Genomic DNA, 14,914 nt, shown 5'->3' with positions numbered 1-14,914 from the left:
GAAAGATTATGAAAAAATTTAAAATAAAATTAGTTTACTTCTTCTTTTTATTTTGTTTAGTTAGTTGTAAATCTCAAATTAAAATTGAAGAACAGCCAAATGAATTACAAAGTAAAATTCTGTATAGAGGTGAGCATAAAGATTCTTGTCAGTTTTTCATAATGTTTCCAAAATCAATCAAGATTATTAATGAAACATCGGAAGAATTAAAGCTAACAAATGTTTATTTGAATACTTTTAAAACGGGGATGAATCTAAAAGACTATAAACTTTTAGAATTTCAATCAGGAAAGTTGGTATCTTCTAAAAAAAGAAATATCCCAATTGGTGAAGAACTAAAAATAGACTTCTACTATGGATATTTTATAAAAGAACATAAAAAGAGTTTTGAAAAGCTCTTTAATTTGAGCGAGGAATTTTTAACATATAAAAATTCGAAACTATATGATTTAAGTTTTAATGAAGGTGATGAAAAATACTTGAAAGAAAAAATAAACGACAGTATTATTGGTAAGATATTTCTTCAATTTACCGATAAAAAAGAATTCATATACAAAGAATTAAAACCAACTCCTTTTGATTAGGTTAATATTTTTTTGATCTTCATAATTTAGATTAATGAAACGCTTAGATTTTTATTGGTTTTTAGTTAAAGCTATTTTTGCTATAGTTCTTGGATTTATGTTGGATTTTGCCTTTAGAATGGGACAAAATGTTGCTTTTTTCTCAAAAGATAACGATTTCCTTTGGACAGGAATTATTGCATGCGCACTTTCATTATATCTGATCTGTTATGCCTTAGTTGGTGAAGAAAAAACTTACCTCCTGTCATTTTGGGTTATTGGTTTAATAATCGCAGAAATTATTTCCTTCTTTGGCTTTTTTGAAAAAGTAGCAAAAGATGTTTGGTATGAACATAATGAACCTACCGAGCTTATTCCGATAAAACCTCCAGAAATAGAACCTAATTTTAAAAAATGTCAAGAATGGAAATATGGAACATTTCATTATGGAGCAGACACAATAACAAGATTCAAAAGGGGTAAAGATGATTATGAGGTTGTAAACAACGAATATCTAGGAAAGCCAATAAAAATTCAATGGATAGATGAATGTTCCTACTATAAAATAAGAAAAACGGGGCAAATATTGTCCAAAGTAAATATGGGCGATTTTAGGGATGATAAATATTCTATTCATTATTTATATTTAGATCAAAGTGGTTATCCCAAAACGTTAAACGTTCAAAAAGTAAAAAACACTCCTTAAAATTTGATTTTTAATGTAATCCTATCCGAAATTCACCCAATCTTAAAAGCAGTAAGAAAAAAATTCTGGTTACTCCCTACCGTCCAATAAGGAAGTAATACTTCATTATCACTTGGAGAATCTAAAAACCATTGACGAAGAAAAAGAACACTCCTATCAAAATTCAAAGGATCTACTTCGGATATGGTCATCAATGTTCTAGTTGAGCTGAAATTATAATTTAGTTTATAAAATTTAGAAACTTCAAAAGAAGCTGTCCCTCCTATATCTTGTGTCCACCTTCTATATCTCGATCCTCCGCCATACATTTGATTTGCCGTTCCGTTAATAACAAATAGATGAGATTCTGCTTCGAACAATGGTTCAGAACCCAAGTTGCCTACCTCAATACCAATCCCTCCAATTCCAAAAAGACTGATCCCTTCTATTTCGCTCAGGGTAAATACAATACTAAAAGAAAGATCGTCACATCTTTTCCAAGGAAATGCTCTAAATTTCACAGCACTATTAAAATCTGAACTTCTATTAATACCCCATAACCCTTTTTCCAAGTTACGGTTGATAATCACTCCTGGACTAATTTCTAAACCTAAATCAATTACTGATGTTGTCCTTAAATCTACCCAAACTGGATTAATTACTACAATAGTCTCATTTCCAGTATCGCCAGAATTTAGATTTCCATTTCGTACTATCAAATCAAATCTCCCTTCTGTATCTCCTGCAAATATTACGGCTTCCAACAGGGTCGGATTAATAAACTTTACCTGACTAATTACTACAACTAGATTTCCTGCGCTCTTAAACTCAGAACTATCTATTTCTGATCCAGTATCTACATTTACATTAGGAGTAAAGTGATATCCTTTGATCTGCACCCTCCGTATTCCCTTTACGGGCATTCTAGCACCACATACTTCAGAAACAAATGGCGCTAATCCATTGGTATTCTCTTTGTTTTGTGTTCCTCTTACGAAGCGTTGCGTTCTGATTGTTCTCATACTATCTTATCCAAATTGTGCCGTTTTGTAAAATTGTATTCTTAAAACAGGTGTTCCATTCTCTTGTACACCGATTACTCTGAACCTTTTTAGGTTTTCACTTCCTACCAATTCAAATATATCTTGGTTTCCCAATCCAAACCCTGAAATGATACTAGGGTTTGATCCATTTTCCTTAAACCTTAGTACAGCTGACGAATTCGTAATGGGTAGCTCCAACACAGGTATCGATGGTGTACGCTTCTTTTTATTTGATCTAGCAACAACTGAAACGGTTTCATCCGGATCTGGATCGACCATTATATTGTCCACTCCCTTTTCAATCATCATAGTTGCTGATACAGCTTCTTCAGGGACTTCTAATGAAAGAACTCTACCAAAAGGTAATGGAATATCTTGATACCCTCTATTACTCTGATCTATTGGCACAAGACCAACTTCTTTAGCATTGATTAATACTAATTCCTCCAGATAATTTAGAATTGTTGCAGTATTCTTTCTTTGTGGATATGTCTGTTTCTGTATTCGATCTCTTAACATAACTATTCTTTTTAAACAAAGGGATTAATGGGTGGTTTCGTTCCTGAAGGATATCCCCAAGCCACATATTGTTTCTTTGAACTATCATTATCTAAATGCACAAAGGTTTTGCCTACACCAATGCGTTTGAACCCAACTAATTTTGCAGCTACTACTATCTTGTTTCTAATTGATCTGGTAGGAGCTTTAATGTCCGCAGCTTGGCATTTAGGTATTTTATGTGATGAATTGGAAACACCACCAACTTTAGTATTCCAATATGATGATCTCGCACCTGAATTTATCATATCAAAAATGGGTAGTTTGGTGACTTTTGCTAACTTTTGAAGCATTCTAATGAATTCCTTATCCATACATCTGCCAGATCCTTGAATATCGGGGCTGTCAAATTTGGTGAGATCAACTTTTGGTTTTGGTTTTGATTTTAGTCTGGACAAAGTAATAGCTCCTATAATTACTATAGAAGCAGCACCTAAACCTAACCATATATGTGTTCTATCCTTTTCCACCACAATTACATTGTTTCTTCTCTTTCTCCCTTTTATTACGGTCACGAATAGCAACACATTTTAATACTATACTTACTGCTAAAAAAGCTCCGAAAAGTACGTTCATCGTTATATTCCCTTTATCTGCTTTCATTTTTTCTCTTGGTATTTCTTCAACTTATGTTCAAGTTCTTCTATATAAACTTCAAGATCATTAATACGCTCACGTTGCTTAGTGATCGTAAGCTTCATCTCTTTGTTATTTTTTTCCAATCCCTGAATACGCTCCTCCATTTTGTCACTCCAAGCAATCCAATTTCCAATCACTTTTTCATTGGTTTCGGCATTTAGGTTTCGCAATTCTGCTTTCTTCAACTTCTTTTGTAATCCAAAATGTAATAACGCTTCTAACGCCTTCCAAAAAGCTGAAGCTCCAATAAATATCCCTGCTAATTTTAAATATTCCATATACTTTTTATTTTGTATTGCTTTTTACTACTGCAATAATTATTGCAATGACACTTATCCCCATAATTGCCATTGGAAGCACAATGCTCCTTTCTTTTTTATCTAATTTCTTCAGAATAATAATCTGCTCCACTTCCTTCATTATTCTTTTGACCTTACTGACATAATTAGGATCTGTAGCGTATCCAGCTTTGGCTACTTCTTCAGCGAATCGATACGGGTCTTTTTTAAACTGCATTGCATAGCTATATCTCCTATTTTTAAATAACAAGCCAGCCCAATCTATAAATGAGAAAAAAGGATTAGGGTATGCCCTGAACACATCTTTTATTCTATACTTCCATTTTCCATTGGATTGTCGAATTGGATAGCCTGGATAAATAAAAGGGAAGCTGCGATTCGGACTAGAACTATATTCAGTAGTAGTAATTAACTGGCTACCGCCCTGCGACCATCCTCCGTAATTTCTTCCAGATCCCTTTTTGATTCCAAACATCATATTGCCCTTTGCAGATTTCCCCCAACCAGATTCTAAAGCGCTTTGCGCCAATGCAAACAAAATGGGCACTCCAGATTTCTCAGAAGCCTTCTTTGCATAAGGGTAATAACGAATTACAAATTGTTCTTTTTTTGTTGCCATCCTTCATCTCTTTATGGTACAGGTGGAACATTAAAAACAGGATTGGCTGGAATTTCTAAAGGTAGTTTCGCAATGTATGGTGGAAAGATTATTAGTACTTCATCTAGTTCCGAAGTAAATTCTCCTTCTATTGCTAACACCCCAAAACTACTCAACTGACATAAGAAAATATTTCCTTCAGAACTTTGAGTCGTCCAAGCTATCACACTTCCAAATTCTGCAAGTGCTGGCATTTTTAATACTGTAGCACCACTTCCTGTACCTCCAGTTTGCCCTGCACCTCCAACTCTACGAAGTCTAATATTTAAAGGTGTTACCAGATTTCCATTAATCACAGAATATCTGTTCCTATTACTGATATAAAAAACACTATCAGAATTGATATTTTCATCCAGTACCGAAAATATTTCTTCACGATTTTGACTAATGCCTGTACTCAAAGGAATTCCTGTAAGAACCTGAAAACAACTCCCATCATAAACAAGGTTATAAACAAGGTTGGTTTTCAAATCATTAGCTATTAAAGGTATCAATGACACCCCGTTGAATTTCTTTAATGGAATTGCTCCTTGTTCATCAATATTCAAAGTAACAGCTTCGGTATTTTCACTATGAAATACAACTTCTACAGGTAAGCCAGCTTCATACGGTCTTGTTAATTTTGGATCTAATGATAGTTCGTATACATTATCATCTGTTCCAGTTGTAACCCCATATCCTCCTAAACTATTTTCAAGAGGTAAATTATCTTCTCCTCTTGTAGCTGATATTCTAAAATCTGATTGATATCCTCCCATTTCTTACTTATTTACTAATTAATAATGTTCCAAGTGCCACTAAACTTATTCCCAATAAGATCTTGTGTAGCTTACCTCTTTTGATCTTTTTTTCTTTTCGTTTGATACTTTCCTCTAATAGCAGAATGGTTCTATCATTATTATTTATCACCATTGTATAATTTTCTAATTGGTCAGACTGAAAAGAGATAATACTATCTTTCTTTTGGGTCACTAATTCAAATCTTCTAACATTCAGGGATAGATTATTTACAAGGGAATCATTGTATTTTCCAAGTTCCAATAACTTTGCAATTTCACGGGATTGTGCAATGGTAAAGCAATAATGTTTTTCATTTTCTATCAGCTGTACCTTTGGTACTAAGTCTTGAGAAATACTGATAAAGCTCATCATCAGTAAAGTCATTAATAGCATTAACTTTTTCATCTTTCTTTTGCTTTAATTTTTCTATTACTTGGCTATCTACATCAATCAATGATGTTAGGCTATCTGTCATCGATTCTAATATCTCTACCTTACTATCTAATAGTTCATTAGTCTGTATGAGGGTCATGTTTTCTCGCTTCAATTCTTCAATCTCAATCTTTTGTATCTGTTCAATTACATCATCCTCTGCAGGAATGATAAAGAAGAGTGCAATGACTACCCCTACAATTGCTATAAGGGGCGGTATCCATTTATACTGTTTCATAATAGATCATCTTTAGGAATTTCTATTTTCTTCTTGGGAAGAAACCTTTCAATAACAACCTGAATCAAAAATTTGTAAAATGCTGTTGCAAAAAGAAAAGAGATAAAAAGGCATAGCACTTTTGACAGATCATATCCTCGCAAAAAGAAGACAATCACGGCATACATAAATCCTATGATTAGTACCTGGTATCTGTTTCTAAGTTTAATCCCTAATCCTCTACCTATAAACTCAGGTATTTTATAATAGTTTATTACATAAGTAATAAGCATAAAAGAGAATATATACGCCCAATCAAGGGAATTCAAAAAATTTGTAAACTGTTCCAATACGATTTCCATAACTTTTTAGATTTAAAGGGTTTGTTTAATTTTTATTACTTCTTGTTCTATAGCTGCTAATTGTGTGTTTGGAAATAGGTTTTTAACCATATTAGCCACAACAACAATGGCTACACCTGCTAACAGCATTCCTATTATGATTTTTAACAAGGTCTGATTGGTAAGTGTAATTGTCACTTCTGTTTTCAATCCATCCTTATCCACTAATGCATCTAACAGACCTCCTAGATTTCTTTTTTTGCGTACCATGTTATCTTAAGCTTTAATAAGTTCGTGAATCGGAGTTCCCATTTGATGTTTATCATAAGTAACTCTATCAATGCCATCCGTCTTGAAAATCTTCTTTACCAATTCTTCAGTTTGCTGATCAAACACTTTGGTTATAGTTCCTTTCCAACCGTGGTGTCTTAATAGCCAAATCTGTAGCCGTTCGACTTCCTTCCCCTTACTTCCTTTAGTCAATAACCAAGGTTTCTTTGCTTCCTGTTTTGGTTCTATATAATTGGCTTCTGACGTTACTTTTGTAATGGGTTCAGGTTCTATGATTTCTTCTATATTTTGTCTTTTCTGTAATACAGGCGTTTCCTTTTCAGGTTTCTTTTTTTGACCTTTTATGAGGTATACCGCTAAAATGCTTACACCAATGCCAACCCCTGCTATAATCAAATCATTTGTACGTATCATCTCTTTATAGTTTTAATTGCCGTTCTCATTCCATCGATATCCTGCTTGCTAAATGATGTTCTTTGTAAATGCTTCTTGGCTGCTTTATTTGTTTTATTTCCAAACATTCCGTCAACGCCATCTCTGCTTCTTCCGGAACGTCCCAAATCTGCCTTATAAATTTTACTTAAATAGGATTGCAATATTTTTACGTCCCTATGACAAGTACCATATTGCAGAGGATATTTGTTACTGCTGCACCTAAACCTTGTTGGTCTTCTTGTTGTAGTTGATCTTCTTGTTGTATTGTTTGCAATGGTACTTGCTATTTCTCGATCAAGATCTTCCGCTTCTCTTGGTAACATCTCTAATTTGCTTTTGCGCTTTCTGTAGTACCAATACCCGATTCCTCCTAACGCAAGGGTGGTAACTCCGATAATGATCCAAAGTGTTTTATCATCATTATTCGTTTTTTTGACTATTGGTTTTTTATTCTTAATTTTCATAATACTGTCCTTTATTGAAAAAATTGTGATGTATCATTTCTTAGGCTAACCTGTAATTTGGTAGTCTTCGTACAGGATCTTTGACAAGCTTTTTCATCTCGCTATCACTTAAGAAACTTCTAAGATGCTGCCACATATCTTTTTTGCCGTGATTAAAATAGAATGCTCTGGATAGACTAGCGACCTGTGTTTTATCTTGTAAGCTTCTAAATACACGCTCTACTGCTTTTTCATCATCATTGAATACACCTTTGGCATTGTTCAATTCGCGAGCATACTTTTTAGCAGCAGATTCAGGCAATTCCTTGATACGTTTTCTTCCTAACCATTTTTTTACATCTTTGATATAATTCATATTAAAAGCTGCATTCCAATTCGGTTCTGTAACAGGTGTTGCTTTACCGCCACTTGTTACCTTGATGGGTTTTCCTTTATTTCCCATTCCCGTATATGAAGTCTCTTTATTGGTTTTGCGTTTCTTTACAAAAAAGTAAATACCAACACCCAATCCAGCTACTCCTGCACCTCCAATTACCCACCACATTGTTTTCGTCATTTCCATTGTTTTGCTTTTATACTGTTCTGTATTTTGGTAATCTTGAGATAATACCTAATACTGTTTTGATTTCACTTCTATCAAAGTGATCTTTTAATTGATCTCTAAGGTTTAATTTGTGTTCTCTTTGATATGCTTTAGCGACCTGAGATACTTGCACTTTATCCTTTAGGTTCCTGAATACGGCATATATATTTTCCTCTAAGTCACCACCTCGATACCAAGGTCTAAAGCCTTTATGAATTTCATTGGCATATCGTGTTGCCGTAGACTTCTTTAATACTATTATTTTTCCTGAACTAGAATTAAAAACCCTGTCGACGTATTTAACATCCAAAGCTGCTGAACTCTCTAGTCCTTTACTGTCTGGATTCAAACTTTTACTTAATTCACCCAATAGACTACTAGCAAGTTTATTTCGCTTTTTGTTACGCAAAGTGATATAAGTAGTACCAATCAATATCAGTCCTACTGTGCCTGCGGTGATCTGTAATCCAACTACCTTTTTCATTTGTTCAAAAATTTAATCCCTCCTCCAATAGATCTACCCATCGGTGTAAGCATCGCAAGGTCAGTTGCATCCGCTTTCTTTGCAGTATTCCACAATATCAATCCTATAACCGCTAATAATAATGTCAGGGTTACAGGCACGGCTATTGAAACAACTTTTGACAAATTCTTTCCTAACCCCATAAAATTGCTGCCTATTTCAGATGCATCTGCTATGGCTCTTGTTGCTGCACTTGATACGTCAATTTTGTTCTTCTTGAGCCACTTGTTGAAATCTCCATTTGTGGTACAACTGGATGATCCGTTTGTCTTCCAAGTAACCAACCAAATAGTACGGGCATTTGTCGTTCCAACGGTAGCTTTTAACGTATTGAAATAACCTACCCATAGTTCACAAGGATCGTTAGATTCTGGCACTATATATGACTTGTTCTGTATGTTAATTTCAATGGGCATACTATTTTATTTATCTTCTTAAAATGTGATTTGATTGTGACTTGACTTCTCGTTTGGTTAACCCTAAATCTTCTAATGTTTCTATAAGCCTTTTCTTGACTTGGGCTTCTTTTCTATCAGCTTCTTTCTTATCATACTTTTTGTAAATATGTCTACCAATAAGAAAACCCACGCCAAGTGCTAAAATGGTGTTCTTCATTGCTATTCTTTTTTGATTTTTTTAAAGATGTTGATTTCTGGTACACCTATTTCCTCTAACCAAATGGATACACTAAAAGCAGGGTTTTCTTTGCCTTTCATAGCAGGAGCTTCGTCAAGTCCTAATACCTGAATTTTTGGAAATTTGAGAACGTAAAACTTAACAATAGCTTCCAAACTTTTTATCTGTGCCGTAGTACGGCTATCCTTTGGCTTTACCTCCTTTTCCGTCCGTCCACCTACATAGGCAATATGCTTGCAGATTCCTAGTACCCCTTTCTTCCCTTCAGAAATCCCCCATAAGTCAACAGTAGTTGGATTATCTTCTGAGACTAGAGTTTTCATTGATCCATCGGGTTGAATTAGGTAATCAATACCAGGGCGATTAAATCCATAGCCACCTAGTTTTTTATCACTAGTATGTAGGTCTATAATATCTTCTTTAGTTACAGGAATTCCTTCCCCTGATTCTGTACTTTGAATAATTAAATAATCTACTTTTTTCATCTCTTGTCATTTTAAATGTTCATTTCTATTTTGTGCTACTATGCAGCATCGAATAAGGGTCTGAATGTTTTTTTGATGGATCGAAATCCTAATAATCGATACGTGGGATAAGGCTTTATGTTTACCTGATTGTTTTGATTTCCACCTAATACGTAGATGTACTTTTTATCTTCGCTATAGCCGATAAAAAATCCTACATGACCTTTCCAACTACTTCTTTTTTCCCTCCAAAAAATAACTACATCTCCTTGTTGTGGAATCTTTACTTTTGTACCGACTTTTAACCAAGATCGAGCGTTGAGCTTACCACTAAGGGCATAGCCAGCTTTTAAAGCCACAAAATTCGCAAATGCGGAACACCAAGCTGTTTCATCTGTTGTTACCCATCTGTGACCGATCTCTTTAAAATACGTCAGTATACGAGGGTTATGTTTCTTACCAACAACCTCTGTGACTCCGTACTCTCCTAATGCTATATCTAATACATTGTTCATAGCTTTCTTTTTTTCTAATTAAGTATTGCATCTTCTAAAATGTTTTCTGTTTCATATTGTTTGTAATACGTTAGTATCGTGATGGTTTGCTTTCCTGCAATTTTAAATACCCATCCATTTTTGCCGTCAATGATAGCTCCGTTCATCTCAAAAACTTCTGCTACATTTCCGAAGTTTTGAGGGCTGTTATAGCTCGAAAAGGAGATAGGTTTTATATTTGTTTTTCCTGTTACAGTTTCTTCTTCAAGCTTCAATACCTTAAAGCGTTCAGTACCCGATAAAACAAATTTTACATGCTTGACAATGGCAGGGTTAAATGTGAAGTCTTCACGCCTTGCTTTATACCCATCATTGATGAGTACTTTATTACTTTCTCGACTATAACTAATGATATTGATAGCCCCATTCGTGCTATCACTACTGTAAATCATATCACTATTAGGATCTATAGCCACACCTGTACCTACAGCACCTAAAAAAAGCGTATCAATTACTACATCGGTGGTATCTACTATGGAATATGAATTATCCCCTCTGTTACCTACATATAGCAATTCATTACTAGGATTATAGAGAATACGATACGGATCAGCTCCAACTGGTATTGCTGCCCTTGTAGTATTTGTATCCAGATCAATCGGGATTACTGTATTATCTCCAGATGAAACTATATACAAGCTATTGTTTACTGGATGATATGCTATTGTAGTAAGTTCACTACCCGCAGTATCAATAGTATTTGTTACTTGATTGTTAGTATCGATGACTGATATACTGTTGTCATTCGAATTGACTACATAGACCGATCCAGTCTTTGGCACAATGGCAATATTTCTTGGTGCTTTCCCTACACCAATAGTTTCTATTACTGTTTCTGTAGTAGTGTCAATTACACTAATGGTATCATCAGCAATGTTAGCTATGTATACATTTGAATTAAAAGGATTGAAAGTTATACTAATGGGTCTTTTCCCCACTTGTATGGTATTTACTATTTCCAATTGTGTATTAATCACCGTTACGGTATCACCTATAATATTCGCCACGTAGACCGTACCAAAGTTTGGGGAACTAGGTTGGCTATTCACGGTCAGGTCTACGGGCGAAACCCCAAAGGGGCTGCTAGCATTAGCAGTTATAGGAATAAGGGAAACGATAACTCCTTCAGTATTCAGTACACTAATATTATGAGATAATTGATTTGCGATATAAGTAAATCCATTAAAAGGATTTACAATAATTCCTTGTGGGTATATTCCTGTTCCTAAATTTGAATTGACGGTTACCGTCCAAAAAATATGATCTGCTACGTCTCCTGGTAATGTTGGACTGAGTGGTGGCTTTTTGTTGCCTGCCCACAAACGAACTTCTCTTTCTACATCAGAAGTATTGGTAATAGTCAATTGTGTTGTCTCATACCTATCTTGAAGCCTTTTATAAAAGGCTTCATTACCCAATTTTGTAGCACTTCTATGTAAGCTTTTAAAGGTTCTTTTTGGTAACCTTCTTGTATAAGGGCGATTCACTTTTACAAAAGAATCGTACTGATTTGAATGTATCAATTCTGCAATCATAGCATCTTCTTTTTCTTCAGAGGACACATCATCTTTCTTCTTAGTAGTATCCGTTTTTGAGACTCCAGCTTGATCCTCATCATCATCCAATAACACCCACCAAAGTGCTGCAAGGGTAATCCCTGTAGTTATCAATGCTATTTCGGTGTTTTTTTTCATTGTGCTAATTTGTACTTATCTATAAATTGGACAATCTCTTTTGTCCTTCTTACTTGTATTTCACCCACTAATTCGGGATGTTGATTAAAAATTTTTGTCGCTGCATACACCGCTTCTATTTTTGGAAAGCCATAGTCTAAATAATGTCTGATTCCACATAAATCTGCCGTCGTTTCGCTACGGGTATTTAAAAACCAATGGCAACCTTCATGTGCTAGTATAGCTACTCGCACAGGAATTGTATATGTTTTAAACAATCGTTGCGATATCTGAACTCTTGGCATCTTGCGATGTATTCTTGCAGGAGTAATCAATTCCTTACCAAAAGCATCAACGATGCTAGGTAAATATTGGAATAGAAACTCATTATTTGGACTATCATAAAATCCCGAAGGGACATACCCTGCCTTTTGAGCAAACTGGATGGCAAACTCCATAAACCGTTGTTGTTCTGGAGTAGTCCAAATCTTAGGTTCGTCCATCATGATCACTTTAAAATCAAGAATATCGATACCCTCATCATCGCCTGTCTTTTTATCATAGACCTCCATCTCCAGTTCTTCAGGTGAAACAGGTAAAGGAATTTTGATACTCCTTTTTTGTCCTCTTTCCAAGTAAGCTTTCCTACGGAAATAGTGCGTGTTTGGAGTTAAAGGATCGTATACTTTAAATCCTACGTTCATCGCCCTTTTTACTTTTACCGTAATGGCAATAGTAAACCGCTTTCTAAGAGAAGGAATTGGAATGATCATCGTTTTTAACCTTGATTAATTCTTACGTATTTATTCTTTTGAGCTTGATAGGCTAATACTCCAATTCCGCCGACAACAACAACTCCTAATGCAACATATAGTATTGTCGTTGTGGTCTTATCCTTTTTAGGAGTTTCCTTAGTACTTTCATTTCCAAATCCTACTCTGAAATCCGAAGGAGTCTCATTGTTAGGCGCTCCGTATAATTCTGGAATTTGTATAGGTGCAGGCTTACTGATAATTGTATCAACCGCCCCTCCTATAGCTGCTCCACCGCCTAAATCCCTATAAGCTTGTCCTAATTGTGAAAAGAAGTTTCTTCTCTTTTGCCTTCTGGCAATTCGTTTAGGATTAGATCGCCTTTTGGCTCGTCTTGCTTTTCTAGCAGCACGTCTTTTCGCTCTTTTCTCTTTGTTCCCAAAAAATAGGAACTCATCATAGGTATCATCACCTACATGATCTGCCAATAACATTTCTGTTTCTCCTGCTATCATAGTTAAGTTTCTTAAAGTTTAGTATTTATATGATGTACATAATGTGTAGGGTTGAATCCATCGGGTCAAACGACTTGGCATTATGTGGTTTTCCAACAAAGGGATACGATTTTGCGTCACCAGCAGCAAGTGGTATTCCATTCACCATTACTGGAGAGTTCCCAATGTTTTTTACGGATGCAAATAGAAACCCTAATGGGATTTCCCCTGCATCACTAAAAACTTGTTCTATAGTTTCAGCTAGTACGTCCATTTGCTTCTATTTTAGTTTTCATTTTATACATTACAAATCCTGTTACCACAAGCCCTAAAACAGCAACTCCAATGATGTTTTGCATCTTTCTTTTGTTACTAGGCTTCTCTGGTTTTTTCTCTTTTTCATTTCTATCCATTACTTCCATATTTGATGCTATCATATTTTGTTCTACAACTGGCAATTCATCCTCCATTGGTAGTATTGTCTGTTTTGGAACTCTTTTAGGCATTGGCATAGCCCTACGTTTACGACTGCCATATCTTCTTTTGTATGGAATGACGATATCCCTTGATACTTTCGGTTTTTTCCTTTTATTAGGAATAGATACAGATGGTCTTGTACGCTTTCTTGGATCGCCTGGCATAATAGGAGTTCCCTTAAAAATTGGCTTTCTAATCCCTATCTTTGAAATCCCTCTATTCCTTTCCAAGTCTCTGTGAATCGGATTACCAAATTTGATTGGTGGCATCCGAAATGGCTTTTTAATGGTTCCAGATCTTGAAACCATTCTGTTTCTGAAGGGGCGACCAATAGGTCTTCGATATCGCTTATCAAGTGTTCTTACTGGACGGGTTCTACGCCTTCTTCTACCAATCCCAATGGAACGTAATATCCTTGTTTTGGGATGTTTACGAAACAATTTGCGTAATCGTCTTCGGTTCTTTCTTTTTCGAAGTTTATGACGAACCACATGATGCAAAAACGGATCATATTCGGTAGTGTCAAATTCATCTATATCTATAGGGTATTCAATCATATCTTTTTCTTTTGAATGTTAAGATTATCTACCAGATATCGGTTGAACTGGAGCTGGCATAGGTGGATATAAAGGCTTTGAGTTAGATTTAGCCATTACGACACCAATGATCGCCAAGAGTGCAATTCCACCACCTGCCATTAACATCGTATTGGTTTGCTTTTTCTTGGCTGCTGCTTCTCTTTCCCTTTGTCTTTTGGCTTCTTCCTCTCGTCTTCTTCGGTCGGCTTCTTCTCTTTGCCTACGTGCTTCTGCTTCTCTTCGTCTGCGCTCGGCTGCTTGTCGCATTTCCCGCATTCTACGTTCCATATCTCGTTTAGCCTGCGCAGCTTGTGCAGAAGCTCTACGTCTTGCAGCAGCTTGTGATGCTGCAAGTGCAGCAGCATTTCCACCACCACCTCTACTTCGTCTACGTCTTTTCTTTTTGAAAAGTCCACCAACAATACCAATTGCTCCTTTTGCAAGCGCTCCCCAAAATTCATCTTCGTCTTCCTCTCCATCATCATAGGAACTAAAATTGCTTCGCTCCAAGGCAAGCATTTCTTTACCTTGATATTGAATATGGATCGTTAGTAGTTTGCCTAAATCATCTTCAAACTTTTGATTATTTGATTTTAGCAATTCCACCACTTCATCTATAATTTGATTTCTGTTAGGTGTACCTTTGAAAGTGATTCCATATTTTGCCAATAAACCAATGACAGGTTTAGGTTTGGTCAGGATCAAATGACTGATTAGATTAATAGAATCATTATATTTTTTTTGAAAACTCTGTTTCATCTCTTACTCTTTAAAT

The 14,914-nt window shown here is 35.4% G+C and carries 26 protein-coding genes; 2 read left to right on the top strand and 24 right to left on the bottom strand.

Going from position 1 to position 14,914, the window contains the following annotated elements:
* The first annotated feature begins 8 nt into the window (after positions 1-8).
* Together PQF96_RS24495 and PQF96_RS24490 are read left to right on the top strand one after the other, a co-directional pair.
* Positions 9-584: a hypothetical protein gene (locus tag PQF96_RS24495; protein WP_271769208.1), complete on the top strand. Its 576-nt coding sequence runs from the start codon at positions 9-11 to the stop codon at positions 582-584.
* 34 nt (positions 585-618) lie between these two features.
* The gene (locus PQF96_RS24490; protein WP_271769205.1) at positions 619-1,269 is read left to right on the top strand and encodes a hypothetical protein; all 651 of its coding nucleotides are present in this window, start codon (positions 619-621) and stop codon (positions 1,267-1,269) included.
* Between the two features lie 32 nt (positions 1,270-1,301).
* Here the strand turns inward: PQF96_RS24490 and PQF96_RS24485 are convergent, their stop codons facing one another.
* From PQF96_RS24485 to PQF96_RS24370, 24 genes are all read right to left on the bottom strand, one after another.
* On the bottom strand, positions 1,302-2,270 hold the full coding sequence (locus PQF96_RS24485) for a hypothetical protein (protein ID WP_271769202.1): 969 nt from the start codon (positions 2,268-2,270) through the stop codon (positions 1,302-1,304).
* Positions 2,271-2,276: 6 nt separating this feature from the next.
* Positions 2,277-2,810 (bottom strand): hypothetical protein, encoded by a 534-nt coding sequence (locus tag PQF96_RS24480; protein WP_271769199.1) that lies wholly within the window; start codon positions 2,808-2,810, stop codon positions 2,277-2,279.
* 11 nt (positions 2,811-2,821) lie between these two features.
* Positions 2,822-3,364 carry a D-Ala-D-Ala carboxypeptidase family metallohydrolase gene (locus tag PQF96_RS24475; protein ID WP_333968243.1) on the bottom strand — a complete coding sequence of 181 codons (543 nt, stop codon included), beginning with the start codon at positions 3,362-3,364 and terminating at the stop codon, positions 2,822-2,824.
* 84 nt (positions 3,365-3,448) lie between these two features.
* Positions 3,449-3,766, bottom strand: a complete 318-nt coding sequence (locus tag PQF96_RS24470; protein ID WP_271769197.1) for a hypothetical protein — start codon at positions 3,764-3,766, stop codon at positions 3,449-3,451.
* 7 nt (positions 3,767-3,773) lie between these two features.
* The gene (locus PQF96_RS24465) at positions 3,774-4,406 is read right to left on the bottom strand and encodes a glycoside hydrolase family 73 protein (protein WP_271769196.1); all 633 of its coding nucleotides are present in this window, start codon (positions 4,404-4,406) and stop codon (positions 3,774-3,776) included.
* 11 nt (positions 4,407-4,417) lie between these two features.
* A complete protein-coding gene (locus tag PQF96_RS24460) occupies positions 4,418-5,203 on the bottom strand; it encodes a hypothetical protein (protein WP_271769194.1) in 786 nt (261 codons plus the stop codon).
* Positions 5,204-5,210: 7 nt separating this feature from the next.
* On the bottom strand, positions 5,211-5,630 hold the full coding sequence (locus PQF96_RS24455) for a hypothetical protein (RefSeq protein WP_271769192.1): 420 nt from the start codon (positions 5,628-5,630) through the stop codon (positions 5,211-5,213).
* Positions 5,536-5,895 carry a hypothetical protein gene (locus PQF96_RS24450; protein ID WP_271769189.1) on the bottom strand — a complete coding sequence of 120 codons (360 nt, stop codon included), beginning with the start codon at positions 5,893-5,895 and terminating at the stop codon, positions 5,536-5,538. Before PQF96_RS24450 ends, PQF96_RS24455 begins: the two co-directional genes overlap by 95 nt.
* Entirely contained in the window at positions 5,892-6,236 is a 345-nt protein-coding gene (locus tag PQF96_RS24445) for a hypothetical protein (RefSeq protein WP_271769187.1), read from the bottom strand. Before PQF96_RS24445 ends, PQF96_RS24450 begins: the two co-directional genes overlap by 4 nt.
* A gap of 12 nt (positions 6,237-6,248) precedes the next feature.
* The gene (locus PQF96_RS24440) at positions 6,249-6,485 is read right to left on the bottom strand and encodes a hypothetical protein (RefSeq protein WP_271769184.1); all 237 of its coding nucleotides are present in this window, start codon (positions 6,483-6,485) and stop codon (positions 6,249-6,251) included.
* A gap of 6 nt (positions 6,486-6,491) precedes the next feature.
* On the bottom strand, positions 6,492-6,920 hold the full coding sequence (locus tag PQF96_RS24435; protein WP_271769182.1) for a hypothetical protein: 429 nt from the start codon (positions 6,918-6,920) through the stop codon (positions 6,492-6,494).
* Complete coding sequence (locus PQF96_RS24430; protein WP_271769180.1) at positions 6,917-7,405, bottom strand: peptidoglycan-binding domain-containing protein; 489 nt, start codon at positions 7,403-7,405, stop codon at positions 6,917-6,919. The genes PQF96_RS24435 and PQF96_RS24430 overlap by 4 nt, the downstream gene beginning before the upstream one ends.
* Positions 7,406-7,445: 40 nt before the next feature.
* Positions 7,446-7,961, bottom strand: a complete 516-nt coding sequence (locus PQF96_RS24425; RefSeq protein ID WP_271769178.1) for a hypothetical protein — start codon at positions 7,959-7,961, stop codon at positions 7,446-7,448.
* Between the two features lie 16 nt (positions 7,962-7,977).
* Entirely contained in the window at positions 7,978-8,472 is a 495-nt protein-coding gene (locus tag PQF96_RS24420; protein WP_271769175.1) for a hypothetical protein, read from the bottom strand.
* Positions 8,469-8,927, bottom strand: coding sequence for a hypothetical protein (locus tag PQF96_RS24415; RefSeq protein ID WP_271769172.1), 459 nt, complete (start codon positions 8,925-8,927; stop codon positions 8,469-8,471). Before PQF96_RS24415 ends, PQF96_RS24420 begins: the two co-directional genes overlap by 4 nt.
* A 10-nt stretch (positions 8,928-8,937) precedes the next feature.
* On the bottom strand, positions 8,938-9,126 hold the full coding sequence (locus tag PQF96_RS24410; RefSeq protein WP_143916928.1) for a hypothetical protein: 189 nt from the start codon (positions 9,124-9,126) through the stop codon (positions 8,938-8,940).
* Between the two features lie 2 nt (positions 9,127-9,128).
* The gene (locus tag PQF96_RS24405; protein WP_271769169.1) at positions 9,129-9,632 is read right to left on the bottom strand and encodes an N-acetylmuramoyl-L-alanine amidase; all 504 of its coding nucleotides are present in this window, start codon (positions 9,630-9,632) and stop codon (positions 9,129-9,131) included.
* A 38-nt stretch (positions 9,633-9,670) separates the two neighbouring features.
* Complete coding sequence (locus tag PQF96_RS24400) at positions 9,671-10,126, bottom strand: TIGR02594 family protein (protein WP_271769167.1); 456 nt, start codon at positions 10,124-10,126, stop codon at positions 9,671-9,673.
* Positions 10,127-10,140: 14 nt separating this feature from the next.
* Positions 10,141-11,859, bottom strand: coding sequence for a YncE family protein (locus PQF96_RS24395; protein WP_271769164.1), 1,719 nt, complete (start codon positions 11,857-11,859; stop codon positions 10,141-10,143).
* On the bottom strand, positions 11,856-12,611 hold the full coding sequence (locus PQF96_RS24390; RefSeq protein ID WP_271769161.1) for a hypothetical protein: 756 nt from the start codon (positions 12,609-12,611) through the stop codon (positions 11,856-11,858). The genes PQF96_RS24395 and PQF96_RS24390 overlap by 4 nt, the downstream gene beginning before the upstream one ends.
* 5 nt (positions 12,612-12,616) lie before the next feature.
* Entirely contained in the window at positions 12,617-13,105 is a 489-nt protein-coding gene (locus PQF96_RS24385) for a hypothetical protein (RefSeq protein WP_143916933.1), read from the bottom strand.
* A 25-nt stretch (positions 13,106-13,130) separates the two neighbouring features.
* Positions 13,131-13,358, bottom strand: coding sequence for a hypothetical protein (locus PQF96_RS24380; protein ID WP_140591381.1), 228 nt, complete (start codon positions 13,356-13,358; stop codon positions 13,131-13,133).
* Positions 13,342-14,118 carry a hypothetical protein gene (locus tag PQF96_RS24375; protein ID WP_271769157.1) on the bottom strand — a complete coding sequence of 259 codons (777 nt, stop codon included), beginning with the start codon at positions 14,116-14,118 and terminating at the stop codon, positions 13,342-13,344. The genes PQF96_RS24380 and PQF96_RS24375 overlap by 17 nt, the downstream gene beginning before the upstream one ends.
* A gap of 24 nt (positions 14,119-14,142) precedes the next feature.
* A complete protein-coding gene (locus tag PQF96_RS24370; RefSeq protein ID WP_143916935.1) occupies positions 14,143-14,898 on the bottom strand; it encodes a hypothetical protein in 756 nt (251 codons plus the stop codon).
* Positions 14,899-14,914 lie beyond the last annotated feature (16 nt).

The organism is Aquimarina algiphila (assembly GCF_947494415.1).
Lineage (GTDB): Bacteria > Bacteroidota > Bacteroidia > Flavobacteriales > Flavobacteriaceae > Aquimarina > Aquimarina algiphila.
Note: the sequence above shows the minus strand (reverse complement) of the source record. Positions and strands in the feature narration are given on the sequence as shown.

Coding starts and splice junctions, on each gene's coding strand:
- PQF96_RS24495 (WP_271769208.1), top strand. CDS start 9: ATGAAAAAATTTAAAATAAAATTAGTTTACTTCTTCTTTTTATTTTGT.
- PQF96_RS24490 (WP_271769205.1), top strand. CDS start 619: ATGAAACGCTTAGATTTTTATTGGTTTTTAGTTAAAGCTATTTTTGCT.
- PQF96_RS24485 (WP_271769202.1), bottom strand. CDS start 2,270: ATGAGAACAATCAGAACGCAACGCTTCGTAAGAGGAACACAAAACAAA.
- PQF96_RS24480 (WP_271769199.1), bottom strand. CDS start 2,810: ATGTTAAGAGATCGAATACAGAAACAGACATATCCACAAAGAAAGAAT.
- PQF96_RS24470 (WP_271769197.1), bottom strand. CDS start 3,766: ATGGAATATTTAAAATTAGCAGGGATATTTATTGGAGCTTCAGCTTTT.
- PQF96_RS24465 (WP_271769196.1), bottom strand. CDS start 4,406: ATGGCAACAAAAAAAGAACAATTTGTAATTCGTTATTACCCTTATGCA.
- PQF96_RS24460 (WP_271769194.1), bottom strand. CDS start 5,203: ATGGGAGGATATCAATCAGATTTTAGAATATCAGCTACAAGAGGAGAA.
- PQF96_RS24455 (WP_271769192.1), bottom strand. CDS start 5,630: ATGAAAAAGTTAATGCTATTAATGACTTTACTGATGATGAGCTTTATC.
- PQF96_RS24450 (WP_271769189.1), bottom strand. CDS start 5,895: ATGAAACAGTATAAATGGATACCGCCCCTTATAGCAATTGTAGGGGTA.
- PQF96_RS24445 (WP_271769187.1), bottom strand. CDS start 6,236: ATGGAAATCGTATTGGAACAGTTTACAAATTTTTTGAATTCCCTTGAT.
- PQF96_RS24440 (WP_271769184.1), bottom strand. CDS start 6,485: ATGGTACGCAAAAAAAGAAATCTAGGAGGTCTGTTAGATGCATTAGTG.
- PQF96_RS24435 (WP_271769182.1), bottom strand. CDS start 6,920: ATGATACGTACAAATGATTTGATTATAGCAGGGGTTGGCATTGGTGTA.
- PQF96_RS24430 (WP_271769180.1), bottom strand. CDS start 7,405: ATGAAAATTAAGAATAAAAAACCAATAGTCAAAAAAACGAATAATGAT.
- PQF96_RS24425 (WP_271769178.1), bottom strand. CDS start 7,961: ATGACGAAAACAATGTGGTGGGTAATTGGAGGTGCAGGAGTAGCTGGA.
- PQF96_RS24420 (WP_271769175.1), bottom strand. CDS start 8,472: ATGAAAAAGGTAGTTGGATTACAGATCACCGCAGGCACAGTAGGACTG.
- PQF96_RS24415 (WP_271769172.1), bottom strand. CDS start 8,927: ATGCCCATTGAAATTAACATACAGAACAAGTCATATATAGTGCCAGAA.
- PQF96_RS24410 (WP_143916928.1), bottom strand. CDS start 9,126: ATGAAGAACACCATTTTAGCACTTGGCGTGGGTTTTCTTATTGGTAGA.
- PQF96_RS24405 (WP_271769169.1), bottom strand. CDS start 9,632: ATGAAAAAAGTAGATTATTTAATTATTCAAAGTACAGAATCAGGGGAA.
- PQF96_RS24400 (WP_271769167.1), bottom strand. CDS start 10,126: ATGAACAATGTATTAGATATAGCATTAGGAGAGTACGGAGTCACAGAG.
- PQF96_RS24395 (WP_271769164.1), bottom strand. CDS start 11,859: ATGAAAAAAAACACCGAAATAGCATTGATAACTACAGGGATTACCCTT.
- PQF96_RS24390 (WP_271769161.1), bottom strand. CDS start 12,611: ATGATCATTCCAATTCCTTCTCTTAGAAAGCGGTTTACTATTGCCATT.
- PQF96_RS24385 (WP_143916933.1), bottom strand. CDS start 13,105: ATGATAGCAGGAGAAACAGAAATGTTATTGGCAGATCATGTAGGTGAT.
- PQF96_RS24380 (WP_140591381.1), bottom strand. CDS start 13,358: ATGGACGTACTAGCTGAAACTATAGAACAAGTTTTTAGTGATGCAGGG.
- PQF96_RS24375 (WP_271769157.1), bottom strand. CDS start 14,118: ATGATTGAATACCCTATAGATATAGATGAATTTGACACTACCGAATAT.
- PQF96_RS24370 (WP_143916935.1), bottom strand. CDS start 14,898: ATGAAACAGAGTTTTCAAAAAAAATATAATGATTCTATTAATCTAATC.